Origin of the sequence: Kitasatospora sp. NA04385 (assembly GCF_013364235.1) — a bacterium.
Lineage (GTDB): Bacteria > Actinomycetota > Actinomycetes > Streptomycetales > Streptomycetaceae > Kitasatospora.
In genome coordinates, this window is sequence record NZ_CP054919.1 from 6,766,152 (window position 1) to 6,779,183 (window position 13,032).

Consider the following 13,032-nt stretch of genomic DNA (forward strand, 5'->3'; position numbering starts at 1 on the left):
CCCGTCCGCCCGCCACCGGCTCACCCCGCCCACGCTAGGGCGCGGCGCCACGACGCCGCGTCAGCCCGGGAGTCGACACCCGGTCCCCTTCCAGGAGGAGCGGGACGACCGGGCGGAGGGACGACCGGCGGGGGTGCGGCGGGCCACCGTGACGGCATGAAGAAGACACTGCTGGCGGTGGGGTTGGTGCCGGTCGGACTGATCGGCGGGACGGTCGGGGCCGGAGCCGGCCTGGTGGCGGCCGGGGCGCTCGCGCCCGTGCCGTGGGTGATGCTCGGCGGGGCGCTGCTGGGCCTCGCCGTCGGCGGCGGGCTGCCGCTGCGGGGCGCGGCCCGGCTCGGCGGCCGGCCCGGGTGGACCCCGGCCGTGCTGTGCGCTGCTGGCCGCCGGGCTCGGCGCGGCCGTCCTGCCGCCCGGCGAGCGGGCCCGGCCCGGGACGGCCGCCGCGTACTGGGACCTGCCCACCGGCTCCCGCCTCGCCCACCGATTCACCCCCGCGCGCGGCCCAGCCCGGGACACACCCGTCGTCCGGCTGCACGGCGGCCCCGGCACCCCCGGCGAAGCCGAGGACGGGCTCGACGCGGCACTCGCCGCCGCCGGCTACCCCGTCCACGAGTACGACCAGTTGGGCTCCGGCGACTCCCCGCGTCCGGCCGGCCTGGACGGCTACACCGTGCAGCGGCAGGTCGACGACCTGGAGGCGGTCCGGCAGCGGATCGGCGCCGAACGGATCGTCCTGATCGGCGCCTCCTGGGGCGCCACCCTCGCCGCCGAGTACCTCGCCGCCCACCCCGAGCACGTCGCCAAGGTGGTCTTCACCTCGCCCGGCGCGCTCTGGGCCCCCGAGTACACCGACGAGCAGGCCGGACAGCTCTGGGACCGCCTCACCGGCGAACAGCGCCGCGCGGTCGCGGAGATCGGCACCACCCCCCGCGCCGTCCTCTGGTCGCTGCTCGACGCCCTCGACCCCGCCCAGGCCCGCGCACTGCTCCCCGACGCCGAAGCCGACGCGCTCTTCCGGCAGTTGCTCACCGCCTCCGGCACCGCCGCCACCTGCACCCCCGGCGCGGGCTCCGGCGCCCTGCCCCTCAAGACCCCCGGCTACTACGCGAACCAGCTGATCACCGCCGACCTGCGCCGCCGCCCCGACCCCCGGCCGGTGCTGCGCACCGTGCGCGTCCCGGCGCTGGTGCTGCGCGGCGAGTGCGACTACAAGCACTGGGAGGTCACCCGCGAGTACCGCGACACCCTGCCGGACGCCCGGCTGCTGTACGTCCCCGGCGCCGGCCACGCGATCGCCGTCGACCGCCCGCGCGAGTACCGGGCCGCCGTGCTGGCCTTCCTCACGGACGCGCCGCTGCCGCGGGCGCCGTACCCGGGGGCGGCGGATCCGGCCGGGGCGGCCCCGGGGCGGCCCTGACTGTCCGGCCGGGGGCGGGCGGCGCATGCTGGAGGGGGAGGGCCGGGGTGAGCCCGGTCCGCGGAGTGCGCCGAGTGCGCCGAGTGTGCCATGGAGATGCGCCATGGAGATCAGGGCAGCGAACGGGGTGGTGGCGGGGATCGACGGGTCGGTGCCCGCGGCGGAGGCCGCCGAGTGGGCCGCCCGGGAGGCCGAGTGGCGCGGGACGGGACTGCACCTGGTGCACGCCGTCAACACCGGGACGGTGACGCTCTCGCCGCGCACCGGCGCCACCGTCACCGACCTGATCCTGCGGGAGGCCGCCGAACTGCTGGAGGCGGTGCAGGCCACCCTGGAGGCCGCCCACCCCGGGCTGCGGATCACCGGGGACGTGGTGCCGCGCGACGCCGGGGAGGCCGTGCTGACGGCGGCCGAGCACGCCGCGCTCGCCGTGCTCGGGACGCGCGGCCACGGCGGGTTCGCCTCGCTGCTGCTCGGCTCGGTCAGCCTGCGGGTCGCCGCCCACGCCACCTGCCCGGTCGCGGTGGTCCGCGGCGCCGACCACCCGGACGGGCCGGTGCTGGTCGCCGTCCACGACGAACGCGACTCCGCCGCACTGCGGTTCGGCTGCGAGACCGCCGCCCGCCGGGGCCTGCCGGTGCGGGCCGTGCACACCTGGTCGCCGGTGGTCGCCGACGTGGGGCGGATGGCGCCGATGGTCGACGAACTCGGCGAGGAGTCCCGGCTGCACGAGCAACTGCTGCGCCGCACCTGCGACCCGGTCCGCGAGGACTACCCCGGCGTCGAGGTGGAGAGCCACCAGCTGACCGGCGGCACCGCGGCGACCCTGGTCGAGTCCTCGCGCGAAGCCGCCCTGCTGGTGGTCTCCCGGCACGAGCCCGCGCCGCGCTTCGGCCTGCGGCTGGCGACGCCCGTGCACGCCGCCCTGCACCACGCGCACTGCCCGGTGGCGGTCGTCCCGGTGTGACGGCGGGCGGCTGCGGGCCTCCCGCGACGGCGCGTTCGTCACCGGCACCACCGGCACCACCGGCACCACCGGCACCGAGATCCGGATCGACGGCGGCACCCACGCCTGAGGCTTCCGTGGGCCCTGGGCTCTCGGGGCCGTGAGTTCTCTGCGCTGTGGGCGCGGAACCGCGGGCGGGTGGAACCGCGGGCCCGGGCCCGGGCGTCCCTCCGACGGCGGGCGCACAGCCCGCCGTGCGTCGCGGGCCGTGCGCCGTGCGTCGCGCGTTCACACGTCGGACGTCTCGCCACGGCCGCGCCCGCGAACCCGCCCCGCCGGTTCGCGGGCTCGCGGGCGCGCCGCGAGCCGCCGCGCGCCGGAGAGCACGAGGACCACCGGGCATGGGGCTCACCAGCACGACACTGCTGCTGTTCACGATCGCGATCGCGGTGGCGGCGCTGGGAGCCACCGTCTGGTGGTGGCCCGCCCTCGCCCGGCGGCACTGGCGGGCGGTGCTGGGACGGATCGGCGCGCTGCTCGGCAGCCAGCTCGCGCTGCTCGCCGTGATCGCCCTGCTGGCGAACAACTACTTCTCGTTCTACAGCAGTTGGAACGACCTGCTGGGCACCGGACCGGACGCCCCGGTCTCCGTCCGGGCCGCCGCCGCCCCCGCCCCCGGCCCCGCCCCTGCGGCCACCCCGTCCGCCGCCCCGAGCGACGAGCCCGACCCGCCGAACCTCCCGCTGCTGCCCGCCCAGGAGACCGGCAGCGAACCGGTCAACACCGCCGGGCCACGCGACCCCGGGCGGGTGGGGGAGATCCGCGCCGTCCGCATCCCCGGCGCCCGCACCGGCCTGAGTACCGACGGGTACGTCTACCTGCCGCCGCAGTACTTCCAGCCCGGCAACGAGCAGCGCAAGTTCCCCGCGATCATCGCGATGACCGGCTTCCCCGGCGACGCCAAGGCGCTGATCACCCGCTTCAACTACCCGGGCGTCGCGCTCGACGAGATCCGGGCCGGACGGATGCAGCCCACCGTCATCGTCCTGATGCGCCCCTCACCGGCGATGCCCGCCGACCCCGAGTGCGAGGACGTCCCCGGCGGGGCGCAGGCCGAGACGTACTTCGCCAAGGACGTCCCGCGCGCGATCGGCGCCGCCTACCGGATCGCCACCGGCCCCGGGGCCTGGGGAGTGATGGGCAACTCCACCGGCGGGTACTGCGCCGCGAAGCTCGCCATGCGGCACCCCGGGGTGTTCGCGGGCGGCGTCTCCATCTCCGGCTACCTGAAGGCCGCGGAGGACGTCACCACCGGCGACCTGTTCAAGGGCAGCCAGCAGCGCCGCGACCAGGCCGACCTGCTGTGGCGGCTGCGGAACCTGCCGATGCCCGCCACCGGGGTCATGCTCAGCGGCGCGGAGAAGGGCGACGGCGACTTCCGCGCCGAGGCCGACGCGTTCACCGCCGCCGCGAAGCCGCCGATGGCCGTCGCGGTGGCGTCCGTCCCGGAGGGCGGCCACAACTACACGACCTGGATCAAGCTGCTGCCGGCCGGGTTCCAGTTCCTGTCGCAGCGGCTGAAGGCCTGAGCGCGGCCCGTCGCGGGTGCTCCGCTTTTCCGCTGCCGGGCTGCGGTTCCCGGTTTCCGGTTCCTGGCCGCGGTTTCCGGTTCCTGGTTCCTGGCTGCGGTTTCCGGTTTCCGGTTCCCGCTGCCGGGCTACGGGGCCGGGGTGAGGGTGCCGGTGTGCAGCTCGCCGACCCGGCCGGTCTCGCCCTCCCACGTCCAGAACACCTTCACCGTCAGGGCGTTGAGGTCCATCACGTGGCTGACGGTGATGCCGCTGCGCTCCGTCCAGGACACGAACCAGACGCCGGGGCCGACGGCCGCGACGTGCAGCGGGACGTCCTCGTACTGGCCGGCCGACTCGCCGAGGCCCTCCCAGCGCAGCCGGGTGCCGTCCGCGGAGTAGGAGTTGCGGAAGGAAGCGCCGTTGTCGACCTCGAAGAGGTAGGTGCGGCCGGCGAAGCCCGGCAGGGGGGCGTTCATGGAGGTCCTCGGTCCTTCGGGCAGTCGGATCGGCGGGCCGGTCGGCACCGGACCGGCGGGCGGGCGCGACCGGACGGCCGCACCCGCCCAACCTATCGGACCGGGGCCCCGGCCGGGGCGCGGACCGGTGCAGGTCAACAGCCGAAGTTCACCTTGCGGAACGTCACGTAGTGGTCGGCCGTGTAGTAGTCCTCGTGGTAGACCTTCCCGGTGACGATCCGCCGGGTCCCACGGGTCGAACTGCCCGGGGTGATCACGGTGTACTCGTGGTAGTAGCCGGACGTCTGCGCCGGCAGGACGCCCTCCCGGTTCTGGAACACCACCCCGTCCTGCGAGTACGGGAACGGCCCGCCCGCGTCGATCAGACGGATGGTGTCGCGCCCCTGGCTGGGCAGCGCCGAGTAGCAGACGCTCCCGCTGACGGCGGCCTGCGCCTGGCCGGTCGCCACGGCGGCGGGGACCAGGGTCAGCAGGCCGAGGGCGGCGACCGAGACGGCACGGATCTTCAACGCGCGTAGAGTCATTCGCATGGCAGCAGTCTGACGCCCCGTCGGCCCCGGCGGAACCCGTGACGCGAACACTTCACGAACGGGTAACCGCCCCACCGCCGCCCCGCCTCGTCAAAGTCACGGTCGAGTCGCCCGCACCGGGGCCGAAGCCCGTACCGGGATCGAAGCCCGCGCCAGGGTCGAAGCCCGTGCCGGGGGCGAAGCCCGCGAGGCCGAACGGGCACTGCCACCCGGACCGGAGCCGTGTGGGTGGGGCGGGGTAGGTTCGGCGCCGACCCGGAGGGGCGCGGTCGGCGGGGCGGACCGTGCGGGCCCGGGCGGGTCGGTCGAGGGCCCGGCCGAAGGCGCCGGGCCGGGAGCGGAGCGTGATGGACGAGACGGGACGGGGTGCCGTCGTACTGGCGACGGCCCTGCGGGACGCGCATTTCCGGATCAAGCGGCTGGCCCGGGGCTGGGAGGAGCACGCACCGGTCGCCGCCAGGCGCGGACGCGACTCCCTGGGGCCGTGCTGGCAGTACTCGGACTCCCCGGACCAGGCCGTCTACCTGGACGGGCAGGCGATCGGCCTGGCGGGCGGCCGCACGGTGGTCCTCTCGCTGTCCGTCGACTTCCGCTCCGAGGGCACCGACCTCGTGGTCGGCGTCGCCGTCGAGGACGAGGACGGGAACGTCGAGGAACTGCTCGGCACCGGGCCCGAGGACTTCGTCCGGAGCGCCGACGGCCTGGCCGCCGAGCTCGCCCGCTGCCTGGACCGGATGGAAGGGCTCGACCTCCCCGACGTGCTCCGCTGACTCCGCTCCCCGTTCCCGTTCCTTTTCCCGTTCCTGGTCCCGGCCCGGGCCCGTCCGTGTCGGGGGCGTACACGGAGGGTCCGCCCCCTGAAGGGGAAGCCGGGCCGGTCGGGGGTGACGGAACGTGATGTGAGAGTGCTCTCAGCCGGGCCGGGAGCCTTGGAGACAAAGCGACAATCTGCCTAGCCTGCGAGGGCGCCCGGACCGGGTGCACCCGCTGTCGGGACGCTGAATCCTGCCCGGCCGACGGCGTTCCCACAGCACACCACGGGCGGGAGCGGGGGACCCACGGCAGTACGCCGTGCCAGGCCACTGCCCCTGCCCGGTGGTGGGGACCGGGGCACGGCTCGGGGTGAAGCCGCGCGCACGCGCGCGGCCGGGCGTCCGCGGCGACCACGCGGCGGCCCGAACCCGACAGCTCACCTCGCAGGCGTCGCGGAGGACTCCACCCCATGCGACCCACGTCCCTTGCCCTCGCCACCCCCGCCCGGCTCGGCGTCCTGGCCGGTGCCGCCGCACTGGTCGGCGTACCGCTCGCCGCCGGACCGGCCGACGCCGCCGGCTTCACCAGCACCGCCACCAGCACCGCCACCAGCGTCGTCCAGGACCGGCTCGCCCCGACCGGGATGACCGCCGGCACCGCGAGCACCGGCTCGCTCACCCTGCACGCGAACCGCTGCTTCACGGCCAAGACCGTCGGCGTCGGCGTCCGCGACGCGGCCGGGGCGAACCTGGACTTCCCCGGCAGCGCGAGCAACGTCCGGATCTGCCCCGGCGGGACCACCGTCACCACCGGCGCCCGGACCCTCCCCGCCGGCACCTACACCCAGTTCGGGTTCTGGCAGGACACCGCGGGCGGCTGGCACAACCTGCCCTCGCGGACGCTGACCGTCGCGGCCGCCGCCGTCACCGCCCCCGACCAGACGCCGGCCCCCGCCCCGGTGCCCGTCCCCGGCAAGGCGCTGACCTGGTCGGAGGAGTTCTCCGGACCGATCGCCTGGGGCAGCAAGTGGACCGGAGACCGCAGCAGCGCCTACCGCTACGGCAGCCACAACCCCGACGACAACAAGCTCGACTGGCTGGCCCCGTCCGCCGTCACCGTCTCCGGCGGCGCCGCCACCTTCACGGCCACTCCCTCCGCACACACCCTGGAGAACGGCAAGCAGGCCTGGGACACCGGCCTGCTCACCACCGAGTACAGCAAGGACGCCTTCCAGGTCCGCACCGGCGACTACATCGAGGCCCGGGTCAAGCTGCCCGCCGGCAACGGGGCCTGGCCCGCGCTGTGGACCTGGAAGGACGGCAACAACGAGATCGACAGCTTCGAGTACCACCCCGACAACCCGAATCTGCTCGAACTCTCCAACCGGATCCGCTCCGGCCTGAAGTACCACACCGACGCCAACGCGATCGCCCCCGACCGCTGGGTCACCATCGGCACCTACTACGGCGCGGACTCGGTCGACTGGTACGTCAACGGCGCGAAGGTGTTCTCCGACGGGACGGGCGTCGGCGCCAACTGGTCGGCCTACCCCATCCTCAACCTGTCGCTCAGCGCCGGGCAGTACCACCCGGCGGCGAGCGGCAGCGCGCCGGTCTCGTTCAGCGCGGACTACCTGCGCGTTTATCGGTGACGAGTCATTGGTGACATGGCATCGATGATGCGGCATTGGTGGCACGGCATTGGTGACACGGTATCGATGGCGCGGCATCGATACCGCGCCATCGATGTCGGATCGTCGATGCTGCGTCATTGATGTCGCGTCATGCATGACGGCTCATCGTTGACCGGACATCGGTGGCGCGTCACGCGTGCCGACTCACCGATGGCGCGACATTGATGACGTGTCAGGAAACGGTGAGCGTGAACGGCGTCCGGTTGTTCGCCGGATTGCGGTCGTCCGCGCTCACCACCCGCACTTGCCCCACGGTCCTCAGGCCGTGGGGCAGGTGCGCGTCCGCCCGCACCGGAACCAGCGCGGTCGCGGAGCGCAGCGGTGGCAGGCCGGCGGGGAAGGTGCAGCTGACGGTCCGCCCGGTCGCCGTGCACGAGGACGGGAAGTACGGACCGGCGGGGGTGAAACCGGGCGGCAGGTCGACCAGCACCGTGAACGGTGAACCCGTCGTCTCGGGGCCGCCGTTGGCCACGAAGGCGTGCACGGTGGTGGTGCCGCCGGGGGGCGTGGGGTCGGGGTCGAGGCGCACCACCTGCAGATCCGAGTCCGACGGTGCGGTGGTTGCGCCCAGGGCGCCCAGAGCGAGGGCGGGTACGGCGAGCAGGGAGAAGAGGCGGTGCACGGGGCCCTCCTGCGGAGTGTCAGAGAACGTTCACCCAGCGTAGGGTCGGGGCGCTTCCGGCCGTGTCGGACCACGCCGTTACAGTGCGCCGCATGACCTCTCCGTCCGCGCCCTCCCCCTCTCCCGCGCCGTCCCCCTCATCCGCGCCGCCGCCCTCCCCGTCCTCGCCGCCCTCCCCGTCCTCGCTGATCGACGCCATCCGCGCGCACGAGGACGCGGCCGACTTCCTGTCCTGGCCCGCCGACTTCGAACTCGACCGCTCGGACCACGTCGAACCCGTCCACCTCGCCTCCGGCGCCCGGCTGGAGGGCTTCGCGGGGGACGGCGCCGGTGGCACCTTCTTCTTCTGCGGGGAGGGCGGCGAGGAGCGGCCGGTCCTGTACGCCGACTCCGAGGGCGGCGCCGCGCTCCTCGCCGTCGGCCTGCCCGAACTGCTCCGCCTGCTGCTGGTCGTACCGTGGTGGCGGGACTGCCGGGAGTTCACCGCCGAGGAGAGCCGAGAACTCGCCGCCGACCACCTGGAGGACGAACCCGACCTGCTCGCCGGACGGGACGCGGCCGCCGCCGCCCTCGGGCTCGAACTCCCGGACGAGGGAGAGGTGCTGAGCCGCCTGCGCGAGACGGCCACCGTCACCGGCCGCGACTACCGGCTGATCTTCACCCCGGAGGGGAACGAGTACCGGGACCTGATCGGCTGATCCCCCGGCCGGTTGAGCCTCCGGCCTGGCCGCCCCCGGCCAGGCCGCGCACGGGTGGCCCCAGGCGGTCCCGGCGTCGGCGCGCGGCGGTAGCGTGGGCCGCATGGGATCTTCGCGGGGGGCTGCGCGCCGGCAGTCGTGGACGGCCGAACTGCCGCAGCAGGCTCGGGAGTTCCTCGACTCCGTCGGGGTGGAGTGGGAGCCGGTGCACGAGGGCGGGCTGCGGACCTTCGCCCGGTACGTCCGGGAGTACGCGGACGGGCAGGAGGAGGTCCTGCACGCCGGGCTGCGGATCATGACCGACCTGAAGGAGCACTTCCAGGGGCCGGTGTACGAGGCGCTGCTCGCCGAGTACCGGGAGGGTGCGGAGGGCCGGCTCGCCGACATGGTGCGGGGGACCAGGGCGTGCGCGGACCGGCTGGACGTCGCGGCCGAGGTGATCGCGGTCATGCAGAGCGAGGTGGTCGAGGAGTTGACGGCGCTGGCCGCCGACCGCGCTCGCCCGCCGGAGCCGCGCGCCGCCGCCGCGCGCAAGCACGTCGACCACCTGGAGGAGCACCTGCTGCACTACGTGGTCGACCAGGTGAACGAGGTCGCGGTGCCCCGGCTGCTGGCGCTCGTCGAGCGGGCGGCCGCCCCGGCCGGGGAGCGGGTTTCCGCGGGGCTGCTCGCCGCTCTCGACCGGGGCGAGCGGGTGGGCCCGGGCCACCGGGTGGTCTCGGCGGCGCGGGTGGCGCGGGCCGCCGAGGCGATGGAGCGCCTGAAGGACCGGACGGACCTGCTGACCGAGGCGTTCCGGGCCCGGGCGGAGACCATCGACTACCAGGCCGGGCCCGGGCCCGACGACGAGCTGCTCCGCGGCTTCCTGATCGACCGGGGCACCGCGGTGGCGGTGTTCGGCGCCGAGCGGATGGTCGCCCTGACGGCGCCGGAGGCCCTGGCCGGGGTCGTGCACCACCCGAGCCGGGTGTTCCTGCGGGAGGTCGGGCTGCCCGACGACACGGTGTTCTTCGAGCTGACCCGGGAGTTCTGCGACGGGGAACCGGAGGTCGACGGTGAGTGCCGGGCGCGGCGCCCGCGGCCGTCCGGCGCCCCGAGCGGGATGCTGATCGGCGGTTTCGGCGAGGAGGGCTTCCGCCTCGACACCCGCACCGGCGAGGTGTACCACCTCCCCGAGGAGGGCGCCCCGGCCCTGGTCGCGAGCAGCCTGGACCGCTTCGTGCTGGCCCTGGCCGCGCTGGAGACCGAGCGCCCGCTGTACGACCCCGCGCGGCAGCGGTTCGACCACCTCGACCCGGACGGCGTGGAGGAGCGCTTCCTCGCCCTGCTGCGCCGCACCGACCCGGACCTGCCGCCGGGCCCGGGCTCGTACTGGAACCGCGTCCTGGAGCACGTGCACAAGGGGATGAACGGCTACTGGCCGGTGCCCGGCGGAAGTTGACGGTCCGTCAGAGTACTTCGCCGAGGCGGGCGGCGATGCCCTGCATGAGGGGGACCAGCCCGGCGGCGCCGGACTGGGCTTCGAGGGCCTGGATGCGGGCCTCGGGGCCGGAGACCGAGAGCGCGGTGGGGGTGGGCGCGCCGGGGACGGCGACGGCGATGCAGCGGACGCCGATCTCCTGCTCCTGGTCGTCGACGACGTAGCCGAGGTCGCGGGCGGTGGCGAGCTGGGCGAGCAGCGCGGCGGGCTCGGTGACGGTGTGCGGGGTGTGGGCCTGGAGCGGGCCGGGGCCGAGCAGGGCGCGGGCCTCGTCCTCCGGGAGCTGGGCGAGCAGGGCCTTGCCGACGCCGGTGCAGTGCGGCTGGACGCGGCGGCCGACCTCGGTGAACATCCGCATCGAGCGGCGGGACTGGACCTGCCCGACGTACACCACCTCGCCGCCCTCCAGGACGGCCAGGTTGGCGGTCTCGCCGGTGGCCTCCATGAGTTCGGCGAGATAGGGGCGGGCCCAGGAGCCGAGCAGGCGGCCGGCGGTCTCGCCGAGGCGGATCAGACGCGGGCCGAGGGTGTAGCGGCGGGCGGTGTCCTGCCGGACGTAGCCCTGGGCGACCAGGGTGCGCACCAGGCGGTGGATGGTCGGCATCGGCAGGCCGGAGGTGGCGGACAGCTCGCTGAGGGTGGCGATGCCGCCGGAGTCGGCGAGCGCCTCCAGGAGCTGGAAGGCGCGCTCGACGGACTGCACCGAGCCGGTGGTGCGTTCGGTGGAGGTGCTGGCCACGAGCGTTCCCTTCGCTGTCCGGGGAGTCCGGGGAGGAGTAGAGTCCCACGCGATCATCAACAAACCGTTGAAATTCTGTATCGCGGAAACTAGTCTCCACTGTACAGAACGGAACAGCCCAAGGAGAGTCCTGCCCATGGCCGCCGCAGATCAGGGTCCGTCCCCCTCCGTCCCCGGTGTCACGGTCGTCGGTCCGCCGGTGCCGCGCTCCGCGGAGGTGCTGACCCCGCAGGCGCTGGAGTTCGTCGCGGGCCTGCACCGCACGTTCGAGGGCCGCCGCCGCGACCTGCTGGCCGCCCGCCGCGAGCGCCGCGCCGAGATCGCCCGCACCGGGACGCTGGACTTCCTGCCGCAGACCGCCGACGTCCGCGCCGGCGACTGGAAGGTCGCCCCCGCGCCGCGCGCCCTGCTGGACCGCCGGGTGGAGATCACCGGCCCCACCGACCGCAAGATGGTCGTCAACGCGCTCAACTCCGGCGCGAAGGTCTGGCTCGCCGACTTCGAGGACGCCACCGCCCCGACCTGGGAGAACGTCGTCTCCGGGCAGGTCAACCTGATCGACGCCTTCGAGGGCCGGATCGACTTCACCAGCGCCCAGGGCAAGGCGTACGCCCTGCGGCCCGCCGCCGAACTCGCCACCGTCGTGGTCCGCCCGCGCGGCTGGCACCTGGACGAGCGGCACCTCACCGTCGACGGCGCCCCGGTGGCCGGCGCGTTCGTCGACTTCGGCCTGTACTTCTTCCACAACGCCGCCCGGCTGCTCGCCAAGGGCGAGCAGGACCCGAACTCCGGCCCGTACTTCTACCTCCCCAAGACCGAGAGCCACCTGGAGGCCCGGCTCTGGAACGAGGTCTTCACCCACGCGCAGGCCGCCCTCGGCATCCCGCACGGCACCGTCCGCGCCACCGTGCTGATCGAGACCATCACCGCCGCCTTCGAGATGGACGAGATCCTCTACGAACTGCGCGACCACGCCGCCGGGTTGAACGCCGGCCGGTGGGACTACCTGTTCTCGATCGTGAAGAACTTCCGGGACGGCGGCGAGCGCTACGTCCTGCCCGACCGCAACACCGTCACGATGGCCTCCCCGTTCATGGCCGCCTACACCCGCCTGCTCGTGCAGACCTGCCACCGCCGCGGCGCGCACGCCATCGGCGGCATGGCCGCGTTCATCCCCTCCCGCAAGGACCCGGAGGTCAACGCCGCCGCCCTGGTCAAGGTCCGGGCCGACAAGGAGCGCGAGGCTGGCGGCGGCTTCGACGGCTCCTGGGTCGCCCACCCGGACCTGGTGCCCGTCGCCCGGGAGTGCTTCGACGCGGTGCTCGGCGAGCGCCCGCACCAGAAGGACGACCCTGGCTCGCCCGAGCCGGTCACCCCCGAGCAACTCCTCGACGTCGCCGGGGCGGGCGGCAGCTGCACGCACACCGGGCTGCACAACGCCGTCCAGGTCGGCATCCGCTACATCGAGGCCTGGCTGCGCGGGCTCGGCGCCGTCGGCATCTTCCACATGATGGAGGACGCCGCCACCGCCGAGATCTCCCGCTCGCAGATCTGGCAGTGGATCCACAACGGCGTGGTGCTCGCCGACACCGGCGAGAAGACCACCGCCGAACTCGTCCGCCGCCTGGTCGCCGAGGAACTCGCCGCGCTGCGAACCGAGTCGGGGGACGACGCCTACGCGGCCGGGCGGTGGACCGAGGCCGCCGCCCTGTTCGAGCAGGTCGCCCTCGCCGAGGACTTCCCCGACTTCCTCACCCTCCCGGCGCTCGCCCTGATCGACTGAGCGCCCCGGAACGCGGGAGCCTCCGGAGCGGGGAAAAGCAGGTGTCGGACGGGGTGCGCGCCGGTTAGGGTGATCCTCGTCCAGGTGCGCAGGCGGGGGTTACTTCCTTTTGCGGAGTGTGTCGCGGGTTCGAGTCCCGTCACCGGCTTCGGGCCGGTGTAGCTCAGTTCGGTAGAGCAACTGTGTCACCCCCACCGCTTCTCGATCTCCGGACACCCAACTTCACACGACTGCCACCTCCCGGTGCGCAGGCGCCGGTTACTTCCTCTCAAGAAACCACCGGCACCGCTTTTGATCTCGGGAGGCAGCCGCGCCGGGGCG

At 74.4% G+C, this 13,032-nt stretch carries 12 protein-coding genes and 1 tRNA gene; 9 read left to right on the top strand and 4 right to left on the bottom strand.

Annotated features, from left to right (window positions below; translation table 11 throughout):
• Positions 1-532 precede the first annotated feature (532 nt).
• The 3 genes from HUT16_RS29900 to HUT16_RS29910 all read left to right on the top strand — a co-directional run bounded on the left by HUT16_RS29900 (position 533) and on the right by HUT16_RS29910 (position 3,955).
• Entirely contained in the window at positions 533-1,420 is an 888-nt protein-coding gene (locus HUT16_RS29900; protein WP_254898390.1) for an alpha/beta fold hydrolase, read from the top strand.
• A gap of 103 nt (positions 1,421-1,523) precedes the next feature.
• Positions 1,524-2,387, top strand: coding sequence for a universal stress protein (locus tag HUT16_RS29905; RefSeq protein WP_176191158.1), 864 nt, complete (start codon positions 1,524-1,526; stop codon positions 2,385-2,387).
• A gap of 380 nt (positions 2,388-2,767) precedes the next feature.
• Positions 2,768-3,955 carry an esterase family protein gene (locus HUT16_RS29910; protein WP_176191159.1) on the top strand — a complete coding sequence of 396 codons (1,188 nt, stop codon included), beginning with the start codon at positions 2,768-2,770 and terminating at the stop codon, positions 3,953-3,955.
• A gap of 128 nt (positions 3,956-4,083) precedes the next feature.
• Here the strand turns inward: HUT16_RS29910 and HUT16_RS29915 are convergent, their stop codons facing one another.
• Positions 4,084-4,413, bottom strand: a complete 330-nt coding sequence (locus tag HUT16_RS29915; RefSeq protein WP_176191160.1) for a hypothetical protein — start codon at positions 4,411-4,413, stop codon at positions 4,084-4,086.
• 134 nt (positions 4,414-4,547) lie between these two features.
• The gene (locus HUT16_RS29920) at positions 4,548-4,943 is read right to left on the bottom strand and encodes a ribonuclease domain-containing protein (protein ID WP_176191161.1); all 396 of its coding nucleotides are present in this window, start codon (positions 4,941-4,943) and stop codon (positions 4,548-4,550) included.
• A gap of 347 nt (positions 4,944-5,290) precedes the next feature.
• Between HUT16_RS29920 and HUT16_RS29925 the strand changes: the two genes are divergently transcribed.
• Positions 5,291-5,713: a hypothetical protein gene (locus HUT16_RS29925; RefSeq protein ID WP_176191162.1), complete on the top strand. Its 423-nt coding sequence runs from the start codon at positions 5,291-5,293 to the stop codon at positions 5,711-5,713.
• A 452-nt stretch (positions 5,714-6,165) separates the two neighbouring features.
• The gene (locus tag HUT16_RS29930) at positions 6,166-7,347 is read left to right on the top strand and encodes a family 16 glycosylhydrolase (protein ID WP_176191163.1); all 1,182 of its coding nucleotides are present in this window, start codon (positions 6,166-6,168) and stop codon (positions 7,345-7,347) included.
• A gap of 214 nt (positions 7,348-7,561) precedes the next feature.
• Here the strand turns inward: HUT16_RS29930 and HUT16_RS29935 are convergent, their stop codons facing one another.
• Positions 7,562-8,011, bottom strand: a complete 450-nt coding sequence (locus HUT16_RS29935; RefSeq protein ID WP_176191164.1) for a hypothetical protein — start codon at positions 8,009-8,011, stop codon at positions 7,562-7,564.
• A gap of 92 nt (positions 8,012-8,103) precedes the next feature.
• On the opposite strand from HUT16_RS29935, the gene HUT16_RS29940 reads away from it, so the two are divergent.
• Both HUT16_RS29940 and HUT16_RS29945 read left to right on the top strand, forming a co-directional pair.
• Positions 8,104-8,709 carry a hypothetical protein gene (locus HUT16_RS29940; RefSeq protein ID WP_254898045.1) on the top strand — a complete coding sequence of 202 codons (606 nt, stop codon included), beginning with the start codon at positions 8,104-8,106 and terminating at the stop codon, positions 8,707-8,709.
• 103 nt (positions 8,710-8,812) lie between these two features.
• Positions 8,813-10,150, top strand: coding sequence for an SUKH-4 family immunity protein (locus tag HUT16_RS29945; RefSeq protein WP_176191165.1), 1,338 nt, complete (start codon positions 8,813-8,815; stop codon positions 10,148-10,150).
• 7 nt (positions 10,151-10,157) lie between these two features.
• Here HUT16_RS29945 and HUT16_RS29950 read toward each other — a convergent pair whose 3' ends face one another.
• Positions 10,158-10,928, bottom strand: a complete 771-nt coding sequence (locus tag HUT16_RS29950) for an IclR family transcriptional regulator (RefSeq protein WP_176191166.1) — start codon at positions 10,926-10,928, stop codon at positions 10,158-10,160.
• A gap of 136 nt (positions 10,929-11,064) precedes the next feature.
• Here HUT16_RS29950 and aceB point away from each other — a divergent pair, with 136 nt between their 5' ends.
• Positions 11,065-12,711 carry a malate synthase A gene (gene aceB, locus HUT16_RS29955; RefSeq protein WP_176191167.1) on the top strand — a complete coding sequence of 549 codons (1,647 nt, stop codon included), beginning with the start codon at positions 11,065-11,067 and terminating at the stop codon, positions 12,709-12,711.
• A gap of 59 nt (positions 12,712-12,770) precedes the next feature.
• Positions 12,771-12,859 (top strand) — tRNA-Lys (locus HUT16_RS29960).
• Positions 12,860-13,032 lie beyond the last annotated feature (173 nt).

Bases quoted from the DNA above. Each gene is read 5' to 3' on its own strand.
- HUT16_RS29905 (WP_176191158.1), top strand. From the start codon at position 1,524: ATGGAGATCAGGGCAGCGAACGGGGTGGTGGCGGGGATCGACGGGTCG.
- HUT16_RS29910 (WP_176191159.1), top strand. From the start codon at position 2,768: ATGGGGCTCACCAGCACGACACTGCTGCTGTTCACGATCGCGATCGCG.
- HUT16_RS29915 (WP_176191160.1), bottom strand. From the start codon at position 4,413: ATGAACGCCCCCCTGCCGGGCTTCGCCGGCCGCACCTACCTCTTCGAG.
- HUT16_RS29920 (WP_176191161.1), bottom strand. From the start codon at position 4,943: ATGCGAATGACTCTACGCGCGTTGAAGATCCGTGCCGTCTCGGTCGCC.
- HUT16_RS29925 (WP_176191162.1), top strand. From the start codon at position 5,291: ATGGACGAGACGGGACGGGGTGCCGTCGTACTGGCGACGGCCCTGCGG.
- HUT16_RS29930 (WP_176191163.1), top strand. From the start codon at position 6,166: ATGCGACCCACGTCCCTTGCCCTCGCCACCCCCGCCCGGCTCGGCGTC.
- HUT16_RS29940 (WP_254898045.1), top strand. From the start codon at position 8,104: ATGACCTCTCCGTCCGCGCCCTCCCCCTCTCCCGCGCCGTCCCCCTCA.
- HUT16_RS29945 (WP_176191165.1), top strand. From the start codon at position 8,813: ATGGGATCTTCGCGGGGGGCTGCGCGCCGGCAGTCGTGGACGGCCGAA.
- aceB (WP_176191167.1), top strand. From the start codon at position 11,065: ATGGCCGCCGCAGATCAGGGTCCGTCCCCCTCCGTCCCCGGTGTCACG.